This window comes from Streptomyces sp. NBC_01352 (assembly GCF_036237295.1).
Lineage (GTDB): Bacteria > Actinomycetota > Actinomycetes > Streptomycetales > Streptomycetaceae > Streptomyces > Streptomyces plumbiresistens.
The window spans coordinates 227290-248025 of record NZ_CP108354.1; the positions used below are offsets into that span (position 1 = coordinate 227290).

A 20736-nucleotide genomic window follows, 5' to 3' on the forward strand; every position below is an offset into this window, starting at 1 on the left:
CAACCGGCTTGCTCGCGACTGGCATTCCTGCTCGCGTATGACAAGTTCGTGGCTGGCACGTCGCGCGCCCCGGATGGTCCCCGCCCCGCCGGCTGGTGGTCAAGGGTGCCGCGTGGGAGCGCTCCGGAAGGGACAACCCATGCTCGTCGTCCTCGGCGGTCTTCCCGCCACCGGCAGGACCACGCTGGCCCGTCTCCTGGTCGGCCGCACCGGCGCGGTTCACCTGCGGGTCGACACCATCGAGCAGGCGCTGGTCCGCTCCGGCCTGGCCCGTCATCCCGTCGGACCGGCGGGTTACGTCGTCGGGTACGCCCTCGCCGAGCAGCATCTGCGGCAAGGGCTGTCCGTGGTCGCCGAGTCGGTGAACCCCTTGCGGTGACTCGCGACGCGTGGCGCGACGCAGCGGTGCGGGCGGGCGTGCCGTGCGTCGAGGTCGAGGTCATCTGCTCGGATCCGGTCGAGCACCGGCGGCGTGTGGACTCGCGGTCGGTCGACATCCCGGACCTGCCGCTGCCGGGTTGGGAACAGATCGTCGAGCGAAAGTACGAGCCGTGGCACCGCGAGCGTGCTGTGGTGGACACCGCGGGTCGGAGGGTTCCCGCGCGGCGCGACGAAGAAACCGACGGCCGACACCAGGACAGTGCGGGATCCCCGTCTTCCGGTCGAACGGCTGTCGGTGAACGCTGATCGCTGGGTGCAGGACGAACTTGGGCGCATTTACGAGGCATTGGCTCAGCCGGATGCGAAATCATCGCAGTGGACTCCTCGTCCCGGTCATCGCAACTGCAGGCGGGCAGACGGCGCCGCCTGCATCTGGAGAAGCGCCGCGACTACCTCCGCCTCGTCCTGGCCCACGCATCCCCGGACCCGAACCACAGCGGTGGGCACCTCGTGACACCAGATGCTTGATCGGTATCGAGGGCGAGGACGAAGTAGGCATCACCGTCTACGAGATCGTCGCGCTCAAGTCCCGCGACACCGAATCGCTCACCCCGGATTCCGTCCTCGGCAGGGCTCTGCTCTGGCGGGAGGTCGGCGACGAGATTACCTATCAGACCGAGTCAGGGACACGGCTTACAGTCCCGATCCGCTACATCCAGGACTGAGCCACCGACGATGAGCTCGAGCCTGTCCCGCGTGCAAACCGGGTTCGTTTCTTCCCTTGGCTTGCGGCACTCCGCTGGGTGAGGGCTGTCGTTCTCGAACATGATCGAAGGCCATGCGTTGCTCGTGGATCTACCTACTGGCGCACCGGTCGCTGAAGCTGGCGTGGCTGCGGCTGCGGGCAGCGGCGTTGTCGAGCCGTTGGAGGCCCTCGTCGCTCAGCTCTTCGACGAGCCCTGCTCGTCGGTGCTCTGACGCCCATGAGACACGCCGATATGCACGAGTGCACGCGCACTGGACCGATGACGCCCTGCGCGAGCCCCTGCTCGGGCTCGTCGACAGGTTGCTACTGCGAGTCTCCCATCCTGCGCACAATCGTTCCACGTCGACCGCATGCGGCCCAAGTCCAAGGTCCGCTCACTGCTTGACGACGACCGTACCGTCCGACTTGATACTGACAGTCGGCGAGCTCTGGTGTTCCGCAGTTTGCCGCGGATCGGCGTCGTTCCCTGTTACCGCCCACGCCGCAGACTGCACAGCAGATCCATGGAGGTGGCCTACCGAGCAAGAGTTGAGGCCGCTCCACCAGGTATCGCCGGGAGCGATTACGACCCTCCAGGGGTCGGACTTCACCGGGCAGGTCTGGAGGTCCTCCGATCTGAAGTACGCGACCACCACCGACACTTCCAGGGCCTCGTCGCCAATGTTGTGCACCTGGACGCCGAACGCCGCACGCCCGCTTCCCGGCTCAGCATGCGTGCACGGCTTCATCTTGATGTCCGCCGAGGACGAGGGCTTCCAATCGGCCTTGCACACGAGGTGGTTCGCAGGATAGGCCAAGCTCGGAGTCGTCGAACGCTCGCTTGGCGACGGTGGCTTCGGCTTAGCCGTACTGACTCGACTCGTTCCAGCGCAGGCTCGCCCCTGCCAAGCAGCCGCGCGAAGCCTGTCCGCGCGGAGTGCCAGGCGTCCGTCGCCACGGCTCCCACCAGAGCCGTACCGCCTGCGGCAGCCAAGCCCGACAACGCTTCGGATAACACCCGTACCTCCTGTCGCCCTGCTGCGCTTCCAGCACAGCGATCGCCCCTCAAGGCGCACCTGGGCACAGAGAGTAATGTGTCACTACTTTATGCATCACCCTCGCGGCAGAACTTCACCTCACCGAGTGCAGTGGAACAAGCTGGACAAGGACGCCTATTGACGGAGCGTCCAAACCGCCGCCCGCGATGATTGCAACGACCTGGACGCCATAAGTGAGTACCCGAGTAGACGTGGCTGGCGGTGCCAGGCGGTAGCCCGGCGCCCCTGGCACCAGGCGCGCAGATCGGCCAGGTGCGTCCGAGTGCCCCGAGGGCGACCGCGGCTCCGGCGAGCTCGGCGACGCCCCTCTGCTCCACCCGCAAAACACGGCCTTACCCACCGTCGGGGTCGGGCGGGATCCACGTCTCCACGGCGCCTCCACGCCTCCTCGGAGTCCGGCGCGGCCCCGATCTCCCTCGTCACCGCAGCAATCGTCGGCGCGGGCATGGGCGGCCTCTTCGCCCGGTACGGCGACGGCCCCTCAGCCCCACTTCGTGCTTGCGCACGCACTCTGTAGGATGGGCAACATGACAGCGGGTGACAAGGTCTCTCCTCTCCGCCGCGACGAACAGGCGGTGATCAGGGCACTGCTCCCGGCGGTGGCGGCGATGATGCGAGCCTTTGACGCCGACCTGAACCGCGCAGAGCGCATGACGCACACCGAGTACCTCGTGCTGATGTTCCTGTCCGAGGCACCCGAGCGCACGTTGCGGCTCGCCGACCTGGCCGCTCACTGCCACAAGTCACCGAGTGCCATCAGTCGCGCGGTAGGACGTCTGGAAGTCGACGGGCTGGTGCGGCGCGCGCAAGCCAGCGACGACGGCCGCGGCGCCAACGCCATCCTCACCGATGTGGGGCTCGCCAGGCTGGGACAGGCCCGGGATACCCATGTCTTGAGCATTCGCCGTCACCTGATGGACCACTTGGAGGGCGTTGACCTGGACGCCCTGACGCGGGCGTTGGAGAGCATTGCAAATCCCGGCAACTCCATGAAGGCCCCGCCGCAGGCGTCGAATGATCGCTAACGACCAGCATCCTATTCAGCGATGACGTCGCGAGCGGGTCGCGCTTCGCACAGGGCCTGCCATGCGATGTCAGTGCGTGCACACAGACAGCCCATCAGCCGCCGCGCACCGACGGCTGCGAAACCCACGGCACCCACCCGGGCCCTGATGCGGCCGCGGCCGGGCCCGGCGCCTCCGCAGCGGCCCGCCTGACCGCCGCCACTCCCAGCCCCATGCCGCCTCCTGACGCCGCCGCCACTTCCAGAACCGGGGGCCCGCCGGTTCGCTTGGCAACCGAACCGGACGCACATCGTCCACGCTTCATTGCTGTTGGGCACTCAGAGTAAATCTTTGTGCACGGAATGTAGTCCACGCACGTCTCCATTTATTCAGCGCCCAAACTACGTGCGTGCGCACGCATGTAGAGGTACTGTTTGCGATGTTCAACCAGTTGATCTCGGCGCTACGACACACCTACGGGTGCCGGAGACCAGAGACCGTGACAAGAACGTTCCGATGAGGAGGCACATGGTGAGAATCAGCAAGCAGGCGGGGAACGGCATGACAAGACGGGGGCTAGTGCAAGGAGCCGCGGTCGGTGGCGTGGGTATCGCCGGTGCGTCACTGCTTCCCGCCCCGACCGCGTCGGCTGTCGGTGCGAGCAACGGGTTTGTGTTCCCCGGCGTCGACGTCGTCATCGACGGTTCCCATGCCACCACGGATGTGACCCTGCTGGTCCGGGAATACCTCGCTCGCAAGAGTGAGGCTGACCCGGACGGGACGATGACCTTCTTCTCGCGCAACCCTGTCACCTACATCGACGCCGTTCTGGGGTGGTCTTGGTACGACTGGGATTCCCTGCGGACTGCGCTGGGCCAGTTCATGCCCAACTGGCCCAAGGAGGGCAAGTCCTACCCCACCCGGATACTGGGCAACTCGACCGGCGCCATGGTGTTCTTCACTGACACGGCCGGCCTGTTCGGATCCTCCGAAATCCGTGCGGTGGGTGTCATCAACTTCAGCGATCGGAGAATCACCCGGCAGATCGACTACTGGGACGGCAGGCACTTCGGCATATCCGACACAGCGAAGCTGAGAGTGCCCACGGACAAGTTCCCGGCAGACTTCCGTGAATCCACCGTCGGAGAGACCGCAGCGCAGACCATGAAAAACGTCTCATACAAGCTCGCTCGGGCCCTGCGGAACGGCGACGGGGCGGGCGCAGCGGACCTTTTCGCGCCTGGCGCCGTTTTCGAGGACGTTCCGGCGCACGTGCAGATTGTCGGCCCCAGAAGTATCGGCTCCTACCTCACCGGCACTGCTTCCCTTCTGCCGTACTCCGGTCAAGGTACGGCCGTTCGACACATCGTCGGCAGCGCGACGGGCGGCGGTTACGAATGGACCGCTGCTGACGGGTCCGCTTCCCGGGGTGTCATCGCGCTGGAACTGGACAGTTGGGGCAAGATCACCCGCCTTACCGCTATGTGGGACGGATCGCAGGTGGACGACTCCATGCTGGTCTCTCTGTCCCAGAAGGCTATCGAGCGATAGTCGAACAAGGTTTCCCGGTGGGGGTCTTCCGGCGGGCCCGGGCATGTCACAGTTGTGCGCTGCAGGTACCGCGCCGTCCAGCTCGGTCACCCGTGCGTGTGGCTGCCTGGTTCACCGGTTAGGAAACGCCGCCGACAACCCGGTCCGCGAGCGCCGATACCCGACCGACATGACGGACGAGGAGTGGGCCGTCGTCCGCGCGATACTCGACCCGATCCGCTACCTGGTCGACGACCGCACCAAGTGGCGGGTGATCCCGCCGGCTTCCCGCCACGGGAGCGTGTCTGCGCGTTCACACCACCCCGCAGGACCTCGTTGCCGCCCTCGGTTTGGGCAAGAGCAACCTCTACAACGCCTTCGACAGCAAACGAGCCCTGTTCCAGCTGACGCTGCGTCGGTACTGGGAAACCAACAGGCGGCGGCTCCAGGACAGTTACTCGAAGAAGCGAGGCCGGCGAAGGAGCGGTTGCGCACGATACTGCGGTGCTTGCCGAGATGGACCTGGCCGACCCGGACCGTCGCGGCTGCAGGGCGGTAAACACCGCGGAGGAACTGGCGGTACGGATGAGGCCGCGACCGTAGTGGTCCAGCGGATGTTCGACGGCGCGGAAGGCTCGTTCTGCCAGTTGGTCGAGCAAGCCAGCGGTCGGGAGAGATTGCGCCCGCCTGTAGCCCCAAAGCCGTCGGGAGCCTGCCACTGCACACGATCGTCGGCCTGCGGATCCTGGCCCGCATCGCCGACGGGCCGGACCTCCTCTCCAGGGTGATCGACGCCACCATCGAAGCCCTCTGATCACGCAACCGGAGCCCCTCCCTCTCGGCCGGCCCCTGTCCGGATTTGCTACTCACAGTTCAAGGATTGGTAGATCATGCAACTCAACCTGGAGCGCAGGACCGCAATCGTGACCGGTGCCAGTCGGGGCATCGGACTCGCAACCGTCAGAACACTGATAAGCGAGGGCGCCCACGTCGTCGGCGTTGCCCGCACGATCGCACCCGCGCTGAAGGAAACGGGGGCCTTCCCCGTGTCAGCCGACCTCAGCACCGCCGACGGGGTGAACACGTTCATGGAGCGAGCGCTCGCCGAACTCGGGGGCATCGACTTGCTGGTGAACAACGCTGGCGGTGGTGACGCCCTGGAACCGGTCGGCTTCCTGGACACCGACGACGCCCAGTGGACGGCCATCTTCGACCTCAACCTGCTCGGCGCGGTCCGCGTTACGAGGGCTGCCATGCCCAGTCTCGTCCAGCGCCGCGGCGCGGTCGTCAACGTCTCGTCCATCAATTCCCGGCTACCCGCAGCCGGTCCTGTCGCTTACAGTGCGGCCAAGGCGGCGCTCACCGCCCTTGGCAAATCGCTGGCCGAGGAATTCGGGCCCCAAGGCGTACGCGTCAACACAGTTTCACCTGGTGTCGTCCGCACCTCCGTCTGGGAGGACCCCGACGGATTCGGTGGCAAGATCGCCGCCCTTGCAGGTGCCGGGCATGCCGAGTTCCTCAAGCAGATTCCGCAGGCGTTCTCCATCACTACTGGCAGGATCAGCGAGCCCCAGGAGGTGGCGTCGCTGATCGCGTTCCTTCTCTCCGACGTGGCCAGCAATATCATCGGCGCGGACTACGTCATTGATGGTGGCGCGCTCAAGGCAACGTGACCCCAGGGCGGCTACGCCGCCGACGGTGCCCTACAAACGGCGACCGCAGGACAGGCCCAACGGACAGTGGTCCACCACGGCGTCGACCTGTCGGCCCGCCGAAGCCGGGTCATTGCTCGCGCGAGCAATGACCCGGCTTGGCAAGATCCTGATCGACGGAGCGCGCCGGCCGCGTGCTGCAGATCTATGTGCGGCCGGGAGTGAAGGCGGACCACGCGACGCGGGTTCAGGACACGGAGGTGGGGCATGTGCCGCACCTCCGTCTGCCGCGCCGCAGTGCACATTCCGTCGTGAGTCACAACGCCCCGGCTCCGCGGTGTGGTCCTGGCGTGCGCGCCTGGAGGATCCTCGGCCGGCGGCGCAGAGTGAAGCCGATCGACTCGTACAGCCGGATGGCCTGTGTGTTGGTCGCGGAGGCGTGCAGCAGCGGGGTGTTCCCGCGTTCCCGGATGCCTGCGGCGACCGCGCGCACCAGCCGGGTGGCCAGTCCACGGCCGCGGTACGCCGGGGCGGTGCAGACGGCGCTGATCTCCGTCCAGCCGGGCAGCCTCAGCCGCTCACCGGCCATGGCGACAAGTCGCCCTTGATGCCGGATGCCGAGATAGGTGCCGAGTTCGACGGTCCGCTTCAGGAAGGGTCCCGGTCTGGTGCGGGCGACCAGGTCCAGGATCTCCGGTACGTCGTCGGGCCCGAGCCGCACCGCCTCCGGGGCGGGCTCGGCCCGCAACGCGGTGTCGACCAGTTGGACGCCCCGCCCGCCGCCAACGGCCTCCCAGCCACGCGGGACACTCTCGACTTCCTTGATGCGTACGACGGTTTCCGGTCCCAGGAGCGTGTGCAGGTCCGCCCAGGCGGCAGGATCCGCCGGATCGGCGACGGCGGCGAACGCATAGACGTCGGCCGGATACCGGGCGGCTCGGCCCACCCGTTCCGCGAAGTGGGCGTGCGGGCCGGCCAGTGCGGCCCAGACCGGGTTGTCCAGAAAGTGTGTGCTCGGGTTGGCTGGCGCTGAGGGGATCACCCCACCATGTCTAACAGGCAGTTCAGGAATGAATCATTGCAGCTGCATGAAATTCCGCAGGGGCTGTTCGGCTCGGGCCGCGGGTATGCCGACCTGCAGGCTCGGCAGCAAGGCGCTGGGAATCTCATGGCCGACGTCGGCGAGAAGGCCGGCGGAGCCGATCCCGCGGACGCCCGGCGTGAGCCACTGTTCCTGGGTGTGGACGGGTGGGCCGAGTGCCGGGCGAGGTCTCCGTCCTGGCAGGCAGTTCACCGGGCAGCCGGAGCGCTGCCCGGTGGACGATCACACCACGGAGTGCCGGTCGCACCTGGTGCCGGTGCCGCTCACAGCGTGCCGAACAGGCGCGCGGCGTTGCGCAGGGCGTGCGTTGCGACCCGCTCGCCGAGGACGAGACCGGCCTCGTCGGCCGAGCGGGTGTGGATGCCGGAGTACACGCGGGCATGCACGTTCTCCTGGGACAGTCGGCTCCAGGACGTGTAGGTGCGGGTCACTCCGGGGGCGGTGGGGCTGGTCACCTGGAAGGGCGCCGTGCGGGGCCCGACGAGCGCCGACAGGACCGCTTCCGCCGCGCCCGAGTACGTGTTGTGGCCGCTTGGGTAGTCGGGATGGGCCGGCGTGGTGTGCAGCGGCGTCCATGCGGGGTCGGGGTCGATCGAACCGGTACGGATGGCCGTGACCGGGCGCCAGCGCAGATAGGCGTACTTGGTGTCGGAGGTGGCGATCTGCGTGTCCACCAGGGCGACGTGGAACAGGGCCACGAGCCTGGCCCGTTCCGCGCTGGAATGCGGTGACCGGGCGAGGGCCACCCGCAGTGGCTCGGTGTACAGCGTCAGTGAGGAACCGAGCCAGAAGGTGGCGGTCTCTGTCTGCTTCTGAGTGCGTACGGTGCTGTCCACGGCCCCGTATGCACGGACTTCGGCCAGGTCGGCGCGGTAACGCGCGGAGTTCTGGGCGGGCGGTGCGGGCAGCCGGTACTGGTCGTGGGTGTCCAGCAGGAAGGGCCGGGCGAGCCGGCTGCCGTACTGCGCGGCCGGGGCGTAGGCGGACGGGGTCGGCTGCCACACTCCAGGGGCCGCCGGCGGGACGGTGAACGGCGCGTTGACCGAGGCCGGGTCGAGGCCGTCGCCCTCGCGGGCGGCGAGCACCAGGCGCGCCTGGCGGGCACCGGCCGCCACGCCCTTCGACTCGGCCGGTCCGTCGGGAACGCCCTGAAGCGTCGTGCGCAGGGCGGCGTCCAGTTCCTGAGTGCGGGAGGGGATCAGCGCAACCAGAGCGTCGTGCACGGCGGACGCCAGGGCCGCGTCCTGGAAGTCGCCCCGGTCGACGCCGGACGGCACCTGACGGGTGGCTCGGGCCGCCGCGAGCCAACTGATGGCCCACGTGCGGCTGTTCGTGACCTGCGTCGGGGCGCCGCCCGCCGCGATGGTGGCCGCTGTCGTGTCGTACCAGTCGAGTGCCACGGACGAGCGCGGCTGCTCCTCCACCACAGCGGCCGCGGCGGACGGCACGGTGACGGGGGCGGCCAGCAGGACGGCCGAGCCAAGCGCCATCAGGACGGGACGGACGGCATGACGGTTTCTGAACGGGTTCACGCGTACTCCTTCGCGGACGTGCGGATGACCGGTGGTGTTGTTGACGCAGGAGAGTGAGCGGCGAGGTGAACTCCCTTGGGCAGCTTGGTCGTTGCAGTGGTTGTCGTCGTGTGTGTCATCGGGCCGGCTCCGTGCTCTGTCGTATCGGCCGGCGGGGCGGGGCAGGCCGACGTACCGGCGCTGCGCCAGCGCGGCCTTTTCCGCGCCGACTACACCGGTGGGTGAGGGTGTCGCCGACGGCGACGAAGTCCAGGGCTCCTTGTTCGGCGAGGCCGATCAGGTCCGTCCAGTGGGCGGCGGTGAGGGATGCGGAGGGGTGGTGGCCGGTCCCGTTGAGTTCGATGGAGACGTGGAGTTCGCGAGGCATGGCCTCGTGTCCTGTACTCCTGTGCGAAGGCAGGGGTGCGCAGGCGTTCTACGGCCTGCGCACCCCGGGTCGGCTACTCGTTGGTCTTGGGCAGGCCGGGCGGATTGATCTCCGACTTGGTCACGGCCTCGTCGGACAGGCCCCAGCGGTTCAGCGCCTTCGCGTACGTCCCGTTCTCGATGACATGGTTGAGCGCGTCGGCGAGCGGCTTGACCAGGCCGCTGTCCTTCTTGGTGGTGGCGGCGATGAGGCCCTGGAGGGTGGCGCCGGCGCCGGAGTAGGTGCCGACGACCTCCGTCTTCCCGGTGGTGGCCGCGTGGTAGGCGGCGGTCGGGTTGGGGCCGAGGTAGAGGTCGATGCGGGCGGACTGGAGGGCGAGGTAGGTGTCGCTGTCGTTCTGGTAGTACTTGATGTTCACCGGCTTGCGGCCGGCCTTCTCGTTCTCCTTGCTCCACTCGATGAGCAGCTTCTCCTGGTTGGTGCCGCTGCCCACGGCGACCGTCTTGCCCGCGAGGTCCTCGGGCCCGGTGATCTTCAGACCGCTGCCTTTCTTCGCCTCGAAGCCCAGGTTGTCCTCGCGGTAGGTGGCGAAGTCGTACTTCTCCTTGCGCTCCTCGGTGACGGTGATGTTGCTGAAGCCGACGTCGTACTTGGCGCTGTCCAGGCCGACGAAGATGTTCTCCCAGGAGACGGTGTTGATGTGCAGCTTGAGCCCGAGGACGTCGGCGACCAGGGAGGCGATGTCGGGCTCGACGCCGATGATGGTCTTGTTGTCGGTGGCGTAGAAGGTCAGCGGTGCGGCGGAGCCGGAGGAGTCGACGACCTCCAGGGTGCCTCTCTTGCGGATCTTTTCCGGGACCTGGGCGGCGATGGAGTCGACCTTGTCGGTGGTGATCCGGTTCTGGTCCGGGCTGATGTTGATCTTCGTCTTGCCGCCCGACGTGGCCGCGACCTCGGTCGTGCCGCCGTCGTCGGGGTTGCTGCACGCGGCGAGGAGCAAAGCGGTGGTGAGTCCCAGCGCGGCTGCGGCGGTGCGGCGAGTGATCGAGGTGGGCATGGTCGTGCTCCTTGCCTGTGGAAAATGGGTGAGGGGTGGTCAGAGGACCTTGGAGAGGAAGGCGCGGGTGCGCTCGTGCTGCGGGTTGTCGAGGACGGCCGCGGGCGGTCCCTGCTCCACGACGACTCCGTCGTCCATGAACACCACGGTGTCGGCGACTTCGCGGGCGAAGCCGATCTCGTGGGTCACGACGATCATGGTTGTTCCGGTGCCGGCCAGGTCCTTGATGACGTCGAGGACTTCGCCGACCAGTTCCGGGTCGAGCGCGGAGGTGGGCTCGTCGAAGAGCAGCACCTTCGGTTCGAGGGCGAGCGCGCGGGCGATGGCCACGCGCTGCTGCTGGCCGCCGGACAACTGCCGTGGGTAGGCGTTGGTCTTGTCGGCGAGCCCGACCCGCTCGAGAAGCCGGCGGCCGGTCTCCTCCGCTTCCTTGCGTGGGCGGCGCAGCGCGGAGACCGGTGCCTCGATGAGGTTGTCCAGCACGGTCAGGTGGGGGAAGAGGTTGAAGTTCTGGAAGACGAACCCGATATGGGTGCGCTGTTTCAGGACGTCCTTCTCCTTCAGTTCATGCAGCTTGCCGCCGGAGCGGCGGTAGCCGATGAGTTCGCCGTCGATGCTGATCCAGCCGCGGTTGACCTTCTCCAGGTGGTTGATGGTGCGCAGGAGCGTGGACTTTCCGGAGCCGGACGGGCCGAGGATCACGGTGACCTCGCCGGCGCGGACCTGCAGGTCGACGCCGCGCAGCACCTCCAGCGGGCCGAAGCTCTTGTGGACGCCGTGGACGTCCACCATCACGCCGTCGACCGTCGGCTTCGCGTCCTTGACGGCTACCGTCACGTCACTCATCGGCTGTCTCCCAAGGACTTCAGGGGTATGACGGGCTGGTTGCGCTGTGCGGCGGCCGCGCGCAGGGTGCGGACGAAGCGCCGGGAGCGCTGGAGCGGGGTGGGCGGCGGGGTGCGGTTGGCGCCGCGGGCGTAGCGGCGCTCCACGTAGTACTGGGCGACCGAAAGCAGGGAGGTGAGGACGACGTACCAGGCGGTGGCGACCAGCAGCAGCGGGATCACCCGGCCGTTGCGGCCGTAGATCACCTGCACCTGGTAGAACAGCTCACCGATCGACATCACGTAGACCACCGACGTGCCCTTGAGCAGACCGATGATCTCGTTGCCGGCGGTGGGCAGGATGGCCCGCATGGCCTGCGGAAGCACGATCCGGCGAATCTGCCGCAGACGGGGGATGCCCAGCGCCGCGGCGGCTTCCAGCTGTCCGTGGTCGACGGCGATGACGCCGCCGCGGACGATCTCGGCGGCATAGGCGGCCTGGTGGAGCGTGAGGCCGATGATGGCGGCGCCCATGGTGCCGATGATGCTGTTGCTGTCGACGGACCAGAACACCGGGCCGAAGGGGATGCCGAAGCCCAACCTCTCGTACAGCGCACTCAGGTTGAACCAGAACACCAGCTGGACGATCATCGGGATCGAACGGAAGATCCAGATGTAGGTCCAGGCAACGGTCTGCAGCACCGGGCTGTGCGACAGCCGCATGAAGGCGAGCACGGTGCCGAGGAGGAAGCCGAGGACGGTGGCGTAGGCGGTGAGCTGGAGGGTCACCCACACGGCCTGGACGATCGTCTCGGAGAAGACGTAGTCGCGGAAGACGTTCCACTCCCAGACCGGGTTGGTGGCCAGCCCGTGCACGAACTGGGCGACCAGCACGATCACGGCGACGGCCGACGCCCAGCGGGCGTAGTGGCGGGCGGGTACGACCTTGAGTGAGGCCGGATCGTCCGGGGCGGGCGGGGCTTGGGGGCCGGTGCCGGGGGTGGCCGCGCCGGGCGGCGCGGTGTCGGTTGTGGATGCCATCGTGATGTTCCTGCTCAACTCTTATGCGTGCTCGGGCGGGTTGATCCGCGACGTGTCGGTCGCGGAGGCGGAGTTACCCCACTCATTGAAGATTTGGGCGTAGGTGCCGTCCTTGATCAGCTCGTTGACGGCTGCCTGGAACGCCTTGGTCAGTGGGGATCCCTTCTTGGAGGCGAAGCCGACGTCGAGACGGTGGTGCTCGCCGAGGAAGGTGGACTGCGAGGCGGGCTACGCCGCCTGGTAGCGCAGGCCGTTGATCGTCGACCTGATCACGTCGATACGGCCCTGCTGGAGCGCGGTGAGGGTCGCGGCGTTCTCCGAGTAGACCTTCACGTCGTACGGCTTTCTGCCGGCCTTGGCGCACACCCCCTTGTGGGCGGTGAGGGTGGCCTCGAAGGTGGCGGCGAGACACAGGCGGGCTCTGCTGCCGGGAAGATTCACAGGTTCGGAGGCCTTTCAGGTGCGCGTAGTGACGTTGAGGTGCTTCTCGAACGGCAGCGGGCCGATGGTTTCCGGGTCGGCCTCCGTGTCGAACAGCGATGTGTAGCCGGTGGCCAGGTAGAGGCTGCGGGCCTCGGGCTGGCGTGGCCCGGTGGTCAGGTAGATCCGCCGGTAGCCGCGTGCGCTCGCCTCGCGCTCCAGTTCGGCGACGACGCGGCGGGCGAGGCCGCGTCGGCGGTGGGCCGAGTGCGTCCAGATCCGCTTCAGCTCGGCGGTGCCCTCGTCGTACCGGCGGAAGGCGCCGCCCGCGACCGGCTCGCCTCGCTCCAGGAGCAGCAGCAGGACGCCACCGCACGGCGCGGTGAACTCCTCGTCGGGGTAGCGGGCCATCTCGGCGTGGGCGTCCTTGCCGTAGCGTCTGGAGTACTCGTCGCCGAGTTCCCGCAGCAGCGGCTTGACCCGAGAGTCGGACGCCGGCACTTGAACCACCGTCAACTCGGCTGTGTCAGGCGATGGTTGGGCGACGGAGGTCATCCGGTCACCGCCCTGAGATTCTGCGTCCCGCGTGCCGCCCGCTCGGCGTCGCGCTTGGCGACCTCCTCGCGGACGATCGGGATCACGTACCGGCCGAAGTCGATGGCGTCGTCCACCAGGTCGTAGCCGCGCGCGGAGAGGATGTCGACGCCGAGGTCGTAGTAGTCGAGCAGCGCCTGGGCGACCGTCTCCGGGGTGCCGACCAGGGCGTTGGAGTTGCCCGCACCGCCGGTCGCGGCGGCGGTGGGTGTCCACAGGGCGCGGTCGTAGCGCTCCCCCGCCTCGGCGATGGCGATCAGCCGCCGCGAGCCGGTGTTCTGCGGCTGGGCGTGGCCGTTGTGGCGCTTGGTGATCGTCTCGCCGCGCTCCTTGCGGGCCTTGATCGCGCCGACCGTGCGGTGGGCCTTCTCCCAGGCCAGTTCTTCGGTAGGGGCGATGATCGGACGGAAGGCGACCTGGATGCGGGGCACGTCGGTGCGGCCCGCGGCCTTCGCGGCGGCCTTGACGTTCTCGATCTGTTCGGCGGTCTTCGTCAGGGGCTCGCCCCACAGGCAGTAGATGTCGGCCTCGGCGCCTCCGGCGGCGTACGCGGCAGGGGACGAACCGCCGAACGAGACGTTCGGGCGGGGCTGTTGGACGGGGAAGACGTCGCTGACGAAGTCGTGGAAGCGGTAGTGCACGCCCTCGTGGTCGAAGGGCTCGTGGGTGGTCCAGATCTTCTTGACGATCCGGATGTACTCGCGGGTGCGGGTGTAGCGCTCGTCCTTGGTGAGGGTGTCGCCCTCGCGGCCCTGCTCGTGGTCGTTGCCACCGGTGATGAAATGCACCGTCAGCCGGCCCTCGCTGATCCGGTCGAGAGTGGCGAAGGTCTTGGCGGCGAAGGTGGGGTACGACACGTTGGGCCGGTGGGCGAGCAGGATCTGCAGGCGCTCCAGCCTGCTCGCGATGTACGCCGCGGCCGGCGCGGGGTCCGGGGACCCGGAGCCGTAGGCGAACAGCACCCGGTCCCAGCTGTGGTCCTCGTGCGCCCGGGCGAGCCTGAGTGTGTACTCCTTGTCGAACGCGGCGCCGGAGCGCGGTGTGGTCTCGGAGCCGTCGTTGGTGGCGGCGATGCCGAGGAACTCGACGGGCATGGGCATGGGCCTTTCAGGGATCGCGGCGGCACGCAGGCATGACGGAATCGCCTTGCGTGCAGGCATGGGTGAACAGACCGTCAGGCAGACGGGTCGGTGCAGTCGTGACGACGTCGAGCGTCAGGAGAAGCAGAGCTGCGGCAGCGCGCGTGAAGAGAGAACTGGGCCCGCGACGGGGTCACCGAGGGAGGGAAGGGCCGGTCAGACGGCCCGCTGCCGAGTCAGGCACAACACGCGGCAGACCACACCCGACCGAAGTCGATGTGATCGCGCGTGACCAAGCGCTGCTGGGCATTCATGCGACCAATTGAGCAGGACATCGTGGCGCTCGTCAAGCAGCGCCCGGATACCGAACCGCCTCGACCAGCGCCTCGCAGCGTGCTGTTGACACATAGACGCCCTTGGCACATACGATTGACGGCGGACCGGCTCCGCGATGCGTGGCAGCCCCTCCGGCCGCGTTGAGGGACGCGACGAATGTGACGACGCCGAGCCCCGGCCGCACCGTAGGCACGCAGCGCCTGTGCCGTTGCGCTCCCTACGAGTGCCACCGGGAGTCACCCACGCCTGCGATTCCCTCCCCCGGAGAGCCTCTCGATGGTCACGTCTTCCGAAGTCACGCCAGCCCCTGCCACGAAGCCACCGAAGCGGGCGGGCGTCCTCGGCCCAAACGTGCCGCGGATCGTGCCGCGCCGACACGTCGGCCGGTGGCTGACCGCTGCGGTCGCCCCGCTGCTCTTCGTGATGGTGCTCAACTCCGTCGTCCGCAACCTGGCTTTCCAGTGGGACGTGGTGGGCCGGTACTTCACCACCGCCGCCGTGCCAGACGGGCTACTGCTCTCCCTGTGGCTGACAGCCGTGGTGATGGTGCTCGGCTTCCTACTCGGCACCGTGCTCGCTGTAATACGGCTCTCCGCCAACGCGGTGCTGCGTACGCCGAGTTGGGGTTAGCGTGGATCTTCCGGTCCACGCCACTGCTGGTGCAACTGCTGTTCTGGTCCAACATCGGCGCCCTGTACCCGACGCTGGGCCTGGGGCATCCCGTTCGGACCGCAGCTCGTCACCGTCAAGACGGTCAATCTGCTCGGCCCCACCCTCACTGCAGCTATTGATCGCGCCCTCAAGGGCACCAGCATCGTCAGCGTGCTGGCCGTGCACGAAGTGCTGTACTCGGTGCAACTGATCTACAACCAGACCTACCAGGTCATCCCGCTGCTGATGGTCGCAACCCTGTGGTACATCGCGGTCACCACGGTGCCGAGCGCGGGCCAGCTCTACGTCGAGCGGTACTACGCGCGCGGCAACGCCCGCTCCCTGCCGCCCACTCCTCTGCACCGTCTGCGCGGCCGACTGACCGCCGTACGCCACCGGCTGGGCGCGGCGACGGCCGCCGACGCCCGCCCGCCCGGCGATCGGCGGTGACCGATGAGCGACACCCCCTCCACGGCCGCCCTGGTTCGTCGTCGGCGCGGGACCACGTGCCACGGGGCCCGCCGGAGCGCATCGCCGCCGCCCCCGAACTGTGCGACAACGCAGCGGAGTTGCGCATCCACCTGGGTGGACCCGCACCCGCCCGGCCGGAGCGGATCTGGCGGCACGAGCAGTCCGCGCTGCTGCGGATGAACTCCATGGCCGAGGACGTCACCGTGTTCACCCACGAGTCATCCACCAGAGGTCTGAGCGGTGCGGTCGGGCAGGACGTCAATCCGCTCAGTCGCCGGCGTCGATACCGAGGCGCTTCGCCACCCCGGCGATCTGGCGGGCAGAGGCGCAACCGCCGGGCGATTGGCACCCGGGTTGACGTCTAGGCTTTCCGGGCCAGTCCGGCGGCGATGAGGTGTTCCCAGACCGTGAGCTCTCGTCTTTCGCCGATGTCCCTCGCGTTGTCGGTTTCGTCGGGACGCCACAGGGACGCGGGGACGATCCCGGGGTCGAGGATCTCCAGGCCGTCCAGCAGGGAGGCGATTTCCGCGTCGGTGCGCCACCGGCCCCGGCCGAACGTCTGCTGGAGGACCTTCTCGGCCTCCGCGGTCTCCGGGTTGTTGCCGGAGCGGAAGTGGCTGACGAAGAAGTAGCTTCCGGAGGGGACGTGGTCGCACCAGTAGCGGACGATGCCGGCCGGGTCTTCGTCATCGTTGACGTGGTGGAGGATGGCGCTGAGGATGACGGCGACGGGACGAGCGAAGTCGATGATTTCGATGGTGTCGGGGTGAGTGCGGATGCCTTCGGGGTTGCGGACATCGACCGCGACGACGCGGGTCCGGTCGTTGTTCTCCAGCAGTGCGCGGCCGTGGACCAACACCTGGGGGTCGATGTCGACGTAGACGACCCGGGACTCGGGAGCGTGCCGCTGCGCGACCTGGTGGACGTTGTCCGCGGTCGGCAGGCCACTGCCCAGGTCGATGAACTGCCGAATGCCCGTGGTCTTCGCGATCTCCCTGACCGCCCGCGTCAGGGCCGCGCGGTTGGCGAAGGCGATGGCCACCGAACCGGGCAGGTCACGCTTGAACACGTCGCCGATCTCACGGTCCACGGCGTAGTTGTCCTTGCCGCCGAGCAGGTAGTCGTAGACGCGGGCAATGCTGGGCTTGGTCGGGTCGATGGAAGAGCCCTCGTTCGTCATGGCTGCCATTCTTCACCGCAACGACGCCTGCGCAGCCCCGTTTTGCGGTCCTCCAGCCGATCGGGACGGCGAGAGGGCTGTACCGACCAGCGGACGAAGTGGCCAGTCTCGTCGCGCTAGCTGACATCGGCGAGCGACGCCGCTCCCCTGAACCGGTTGCCTCATCCCCACCGGCCAGGCCGCCGCTGGGTTTCAGCGGTGGACGCCTTGAGCGGATATCTCTGTGCGGCGGCCTCACGCTTTGGCGTGAACGTCCAGGTGGTGACCGATCCGGAGGGCGGCTGCTGTGGATCTCGCCCGCGCTGCCAGGCCGAGCGCACGACCTGACCGCAGCCCGCACCCATCGGATCCATCGGATCCACCGGATCCACCGGATCTGCGAACGCCAGGGGGTCCCAGTCCTCGCCGACCGTGCCTACACGGGAGCTGGCCCGCTGGTGACGACATCCATCAGGCGCCCGCCCGGCCGCAACCTCACGCCCACCCAGCAAGCCGTGACGGCGCGTCGTCCGCAGCGCGGGCACCGGTCGACCGCGGCGTCGCACGCTGAAAGGGTGGCGGATCTCCCGCAGGGCACGATGCAGCCGGAATCGAATGTCATCAATCGCCGCAGCCATCCCCACCCTGGAACGGCGACGCTGAAGAAGCTCACGGACATCAGAGGCAGCAGGATCGCTGCATACGAACCATAGATTTACCTTTTGCGCATTTTCGTCATACCTGCGAGCATCGAAAGCAGGAAAACCCCACCTCGGAGATGGCCGAAGACACTGCGGCATCGGGGCACAGCGACGGCTCTGGGGAGAATTTCATCGAGGCGCTGGTGCAACTTGCAGACCAACGCGCCGACTTACGAGTTCCCACGTAGTGCGCCGAGCAGGGAATCGAAGTGATGCCCGTGACCAACGGTGAGGGGCCTCGTCTCCCAGTGGACCGCCACGTCCCTGGCCGCTGCTGCCACAATCCGACGGGTCATCGGCGGACGAGAATTCACCGGCGCACAGCAACTCATCGCATGCGGAATTTTCGGCACGGCCGATCGCAACCGCGGCCGATCGCAACAGCGACCCGCACATTGGTGAAGTCGTCAACGAAATAGCCGGGCAGAAATTCGGACGCACTCAGCAATGGTGTGGAGATCTACTTCGAAGACCTGGCCACCTACTGATGGAGCGCTTCGGGCGGAGCCGATCCGAGGAGCCTGTGGAACTTCGAACACGACGACGATCATCCGGTGTGTGCCGACTGCGAAGTTGCCGCAGGGGGGACCGTCTCGCCCGGTCTGCTCGTCGCACACCGCTGCCTCGGCACCCACACGGATCAGGCGTCCCCAGCAGCTGGCCCTCCGCCAGGTGAGCTGCGGGCAGGCCGTACAGCAAAACCACCACCGCAATTCGAGCAAGCCAGGAGGCAGGCCATGCCAAAGGCGGCACTCCTTTCCAAAACGGAGTCGGACTACCTGTCACAAGTGACGATGGCCGCGGAACGCTATGCGAACCGAACCGCCCAGCGGGAGAGAAACCGATCCGTACTCGACGCACGTGGCGTGCTGTACGCCGATGAGCCGGATCGAGTCGAGAAGCGCCTGGCCCGCCTCGGCGCCGACTGGTCGTTGGCCAGGGCGATCGAGAGGGCGCCGTCGGAACCCGTCAAGACGGCAGGAAGCACCCTCCTGCTGCCGCCGGACAGCTTCGGCAGCGAGGTGCTGGGACTGGAACGCCTCATCGGGCGCAACAACCTCACTCCCGTGGCATTCCTGGAAGAGGGGGCCTTGGTCTCTCGCTCGGTCGGCCGGGTCACCATCAGCGGACCGGGTGGCGGCCACGGCACCGGATTCATGGTGTCCCCCTCCCTTCTGCTCACCAACAACCACGTGCTGCGCAGCAAGGAGCAAGCGTCCCGAAGTACGGTCGCGTTCGCCTTCCAAGCCGGGATCGACGGACGTCCGCTCGTGCCGGCGGTTTTCCAGCTGGAACCGCAGCGGTTCTTCGTCACCGACCGGGATCTGGACTTCAGCCTGGTCGCGGTGGCCGAGCGTGCCGCGCAGGGCGAGGCCCTCTCGTCGTTCGGTCGGCTGATCCTCAGCGATGCGCAGGGGAAGGTCGTCGTCGGGGAGTTCGTCAACATCATTCAGCACCCCAGGGGCGAGCCCAAGCAGCTTGCGCTGCGCGAGAACCAGGTCGTCGATGTGCTGGACAAGTTCCTGCACTACGAGTCGGACACCCGTGAGGGGTCGTCGGGCTCCGCGGTCTTCAACGACCAGTGGGAGGTGGTCGCACTGCACCACTCGGCCATCCCGAAGACCGACACCGAAGGTCGGCCCCTGAGTATCGGCGGCACAGTCTGGCGGCCGGAGATGGGCGAGGACCAACTGGCGTGGAAGGCCAACGAGGGAGTGCGGATCAGCCGCGTGCTGCGCGCCCTGCGGGAAGTGACGCTGACCGGCACGGCGGCTCGGCTGCGGGACGAGGTGTTCACCGGTGGGACGACTCCGTCCCCGGTCGAGAGCACTCCGCCCGCGGCCTGGACCAACGGATCGGCCGGCTTGCCAGGGGTCGAGGCCAACGGGTCGCGGGCACGCGAGACCGACGGCAGCACCATTCAGCTCACCCTCCCGCTGCGGATCACCTTCGGATTCGACCCCGCCCACCGAACGGCAGCAGTCACCACCCCTCCGTCTGTCCTCGTACCTGCGCCGACGACCACGCCGACGCTTCCCACCTCAGGTCAGACGGACGGAACCTCCGTGGTCGAGAGGGACGTGAACGCGGCCCTGGTCAACCTCCGGCTCGCGCGCGAACGTCCCTACTACGACCGGGTTTCCGACATCGCCGCACGCGATGTCTACTACGCGGGCATCAGCACCGCCGACGGCGACGCGCTGCGCCGCGCGCTCACCGCATTGCTGGAGGAGACCCACTCGCCCCGGCCCAGGTACAAGCCGATCCGTCTGGTCTATCCGTGGGTCGACCTGCACAAGGACGGCCGACTGCGCAGCATCTACTCCGGGAAGGACTTCTCCGCGGAGGAGTTCATACAGGCAGACGCCGCCGTGGTGGAGGCCCGCCTGGCACGCATGCACGAGCTTCTCCTGCACGAAAGCGCGGCGGGCCCGGCCGAGTTCGAGGCCGAATTCGACGCTCTGGAGGCGTCGATGCCCTTCAACTGCGAACATGTGGTGCCGCAGTCGTGGTTCGCCAAGCAGGAGCCGATGCGGGGTGACCTCCACCACCTGTTCGCGTGCGAGGTCGGATGCAACAGCTTCCGCGGCAACTTTCCCTACTTCGACTTCCCGGGGTTCGAAGAAGCGGTCCGGGACGCCTGCGGGATGCGGGAGGACGTGGGTTTCGAGCCGGAGGAGGGGAAGGGCTCAGTCGCGCGAGCCACTCTGTACTTCCTGCTGCGCTACCCGGGGCTGGTCGGCGACGCTCAGCGCGAGTTCCCCGAGAACCGGCTTCCCGTCCTCCTGGCCTGGCACGACAACGAGCCGGTGAGCGAGTACGAGCTGCACCGCAATGCCGCCATCGCGGAAATCCAGGGCAATCGGAACCCGCTGATAGACCACCCTGACTGGGCCAACGAGATCGACTTCTCCGGTGTCTGGCCCTGAAAGGCCGGGGCTCCGGTGAATCCGTACACAGCCCGCAGACGGGGAGCGGCCGGACTCCCCACCTCCCTGGCACGCCTGTGATCCACGGCGTGCACCGAACAC

Annotated in this window: 15 protein-coding genes and 4 pseudogenes; 9 read left to right on the forward strand and 10 right to left on the reverse strand. The window is 67.8% G+C overall.

The window, feature by feature from the left end:
- Nucleotides 1-139: 139 nt before the first annotated feature.
- The 5 genes and pseudogenes from OG252_RS01225 to OG252_RS01245 all read left to right on the forward strand — a co-directional run bounded on the left by OG252_RS01225 (nt 140) and on the right by OG252_RS01245 (nt 6391).
- Nucleotides 140-687 (forward strand): annotated as a pseudogene (locus tag OG252_RS01225) (AAA family ATPase).
- A gap of 218 nt (nt 688-905) precedes the next feature.
- Nucleotides 906-1106, forward strand: a complete 201-nt coding sequence (locus tag OG252_RS01230) for a hypothetical protein (protein ID WP_266452627.1) — start codon at nt 906-908, stop codon at nt 1104-1106.
- Between the two features lie 1605 nt (nt 1107-2711).
- On the forward strand, nt 2712-3209 hold the full coding sequence (locus tag OG252_RS01235; protein WP_266452623.1) for a MarR family winged helix-turn-helix transcriptional regulator: 498 nt from the start codon (nt 2712-2714) through the stop codon (nt 3207-3209).
- A 582-nt stretch (nt 3210-3791) separates the two neighbouring features.
- Nucleotides 3792-4739, forward strand: a complete 948-nt coding sequence (locus OG252_RS01240; protein WP_329333017.1) for a nuclear transport factor 2 family protein — start codon at nt 3792-3794, stop codon at nt 4737-4739.
- Between the two features lie 869 nt (nt 4740-5608).
- Nucleotides 5609-6391 carry an oxidoreductase gene (locus OG252_RS01245; RefSeq protein ID WP_329333019.1) on the forward strand — a complete coding sequence of 261 codons (783 nt, stop codon included), beginning with the start codon at nt 5609-5611 and terminating at the stop codon, nt 6389-6391.
- A gap of 295 nt (nt 6392-6686) precedes the next feature.
- On the opposite strand, the gene OG252_RS01250 is transcribed toward OG252_RS01245, so the two are convergent.
- The 9 genes and pseudogenes from OG252_RS01250 to OG252_RS01290 form a co-directional block, all read right to left on the reverse strand.
- Nucleotides 6687-7412, reverse strand: coding sequence for a GNAT family N-acetyltransferase (locus OG252_RS01250; protein WP_266452617.1), 726 nt, complete (start codon nt 7410-7412; stop codon nt 6687-6689).
- 323 nt (nt 7413-7735) lie between these two features.
- On the reverse strand, nt 7736-9004 hold the full coding sequence (locus OG252_RS01255; protein WP_329333021.1) for a vanadium-dependent haloperoxidase: 1269 nt from the start codon (nt 9002-9004) through the stop codon (nt 7736-7738).
- A gap of 115 nt (nt 9005-9119) precedes the next feature.
- Nucleotides 9120-9371, reverse strand: a complete 252-nt coding sequence (locus OG252_RS01260) for a hypothetical protein (RefSeq protein WP_329333023.1) — start codon at nt 9369-9371, stop codon at nt 9120-9122.
- A gap of 73 nt (nt 9372-9444) precedes the next feature.
- Nucleotides 9445-10428 (reverse strand): ABC transporter substrate-binding protein, encoded by a 984-nt coding sequence (locus OG252_RS01265; RefSeq protein WP_266452614.1) that lies wholly within the window; start codon nt 10426-10428, stop codon nt 9445-9447.
- A 39-nt stretch (nt 10429-10467) separates the two neighbouring features.
- Nucleotides 10468-11274: an amino acid ABC transporter ATP-binding protein gene (locus OG252_RS01270; protein WP_329333026.1), complete on the reverse strand. Its 807-nt coding sequence runs from the start codon at nt 11272-11274 to the stop codon at nt 10468-10470.
- Nucleotides 11271-12293 carry an amino acid ABC transporter permease gene (locus OG252_RS01275; RefSeq protein WP_329333028.1) on the reverse strand — a complete coding sequence of 341 codons (1023 nt, stop codon included), beginning with the start codon at nt 12291-12293 and terminating at the stop codon, nt 11271-11273. Before OG252_RS01275 ends, OG252_RS01270 begins: the two co-directional genes overlap by 4 nt.
- A gap of 21 nt (nt 12294-12314) precedes the next feature.
- A pseudogene (locus tag OG252_RS01280) lies at nt 12315-12695 on the reverse strand (transporter substrate-binding domain-containing protein); the annotation flags it as partial.
- Between the two features lie 54 nt (nt 12696-12749).
- Complete coding sequence (locus OG252_RS01285; RefSeq protein ID WP_329333030.1) at nt 12750-13268, reverse strand: GNAT family N-acetyltransferase; 519 nt, start codon at nt 13266-13268, stop codon at nt 12750-12752.
- A complete protein-coding gene (locus OG252_RS01290; RefSeq protein ID WP_329333032.1) occupies nt 13265-14401 on the reverse strand; it encodes an LLM class flavin-dependent oxidoreductase in 1137 nt (378 codons plus the stop codon). The genes OG252_RS01285 and OG252_RS01290 overlap by 4 nt, the downstream gene beginning before the upstream one ends.
- 597 nt (nt 14402-14998) lie before the next feature.
- Here OG252_RS01290 and OG252_RS01295 point away from each other — a divergent pair.
- Nucleotides 14999-15823: pseudogene (locus OG252_RS01295) on the forward strand (amino acid ABC transporter permease).
- A gap of 56 nt (nt 15824-15879) precedes the next feature.
- Nucleotides 15880-16209 carry an FAD/NAD(P)-binding protein gene (locus tag OG252_RS01300; protein WP_329333034.1) on the forward strand — a complete coding sequence of 110 codons (330 nt, stop codon included), beginning with the start codon at nt 15880-15882 and terminating at the stop codon, nt 16207-16209.
- Here OG252_RS01300 and OG252_RS01305 read toward each other — a convergent pair.
- Complete coding sequence (locus tag OG252_RS01305; protein WP_266452610.1) at nt 16206-17024, reverse strand: SAM-dependent methyltransferase; 819 nt, start codon at nt 17022-17024, stop codon at nt 16206-16208. The genes OG252_RS01300 and OG252_RS01305 overlap by 4 nt on opposite strands.
- Nucleotides 17025-17261: 237 nt before the next feature.
- Between OG252_RS01305 and OG252_RS01310 the strand changes: the two are divergent.
- Together OG252_RS01310 and OG252_RS01315 are read left to right on the forward strand one after the other, a co-directional pair.
- Nucleotides 17262-17666 (forward strand): annotated as a pseudogene (locus tag OG252_RS01310) (transposase family protein); the annotation flags it as partial.
- A 904-nt stretch (nt 17667-18570) separates the two neighbouring features.
- Nucleotides 18571-20634, forward strand: coding sequence for an endonuclease (locus tag OG252_RS01315; protein WP_329333036.1), 2064 nt, complete (start codon nt 18571-18573; stop codon nt 20632-20634).
- The last annotated feature ends 102 nt before the right edge of the window (nt 20635-20736 follow it).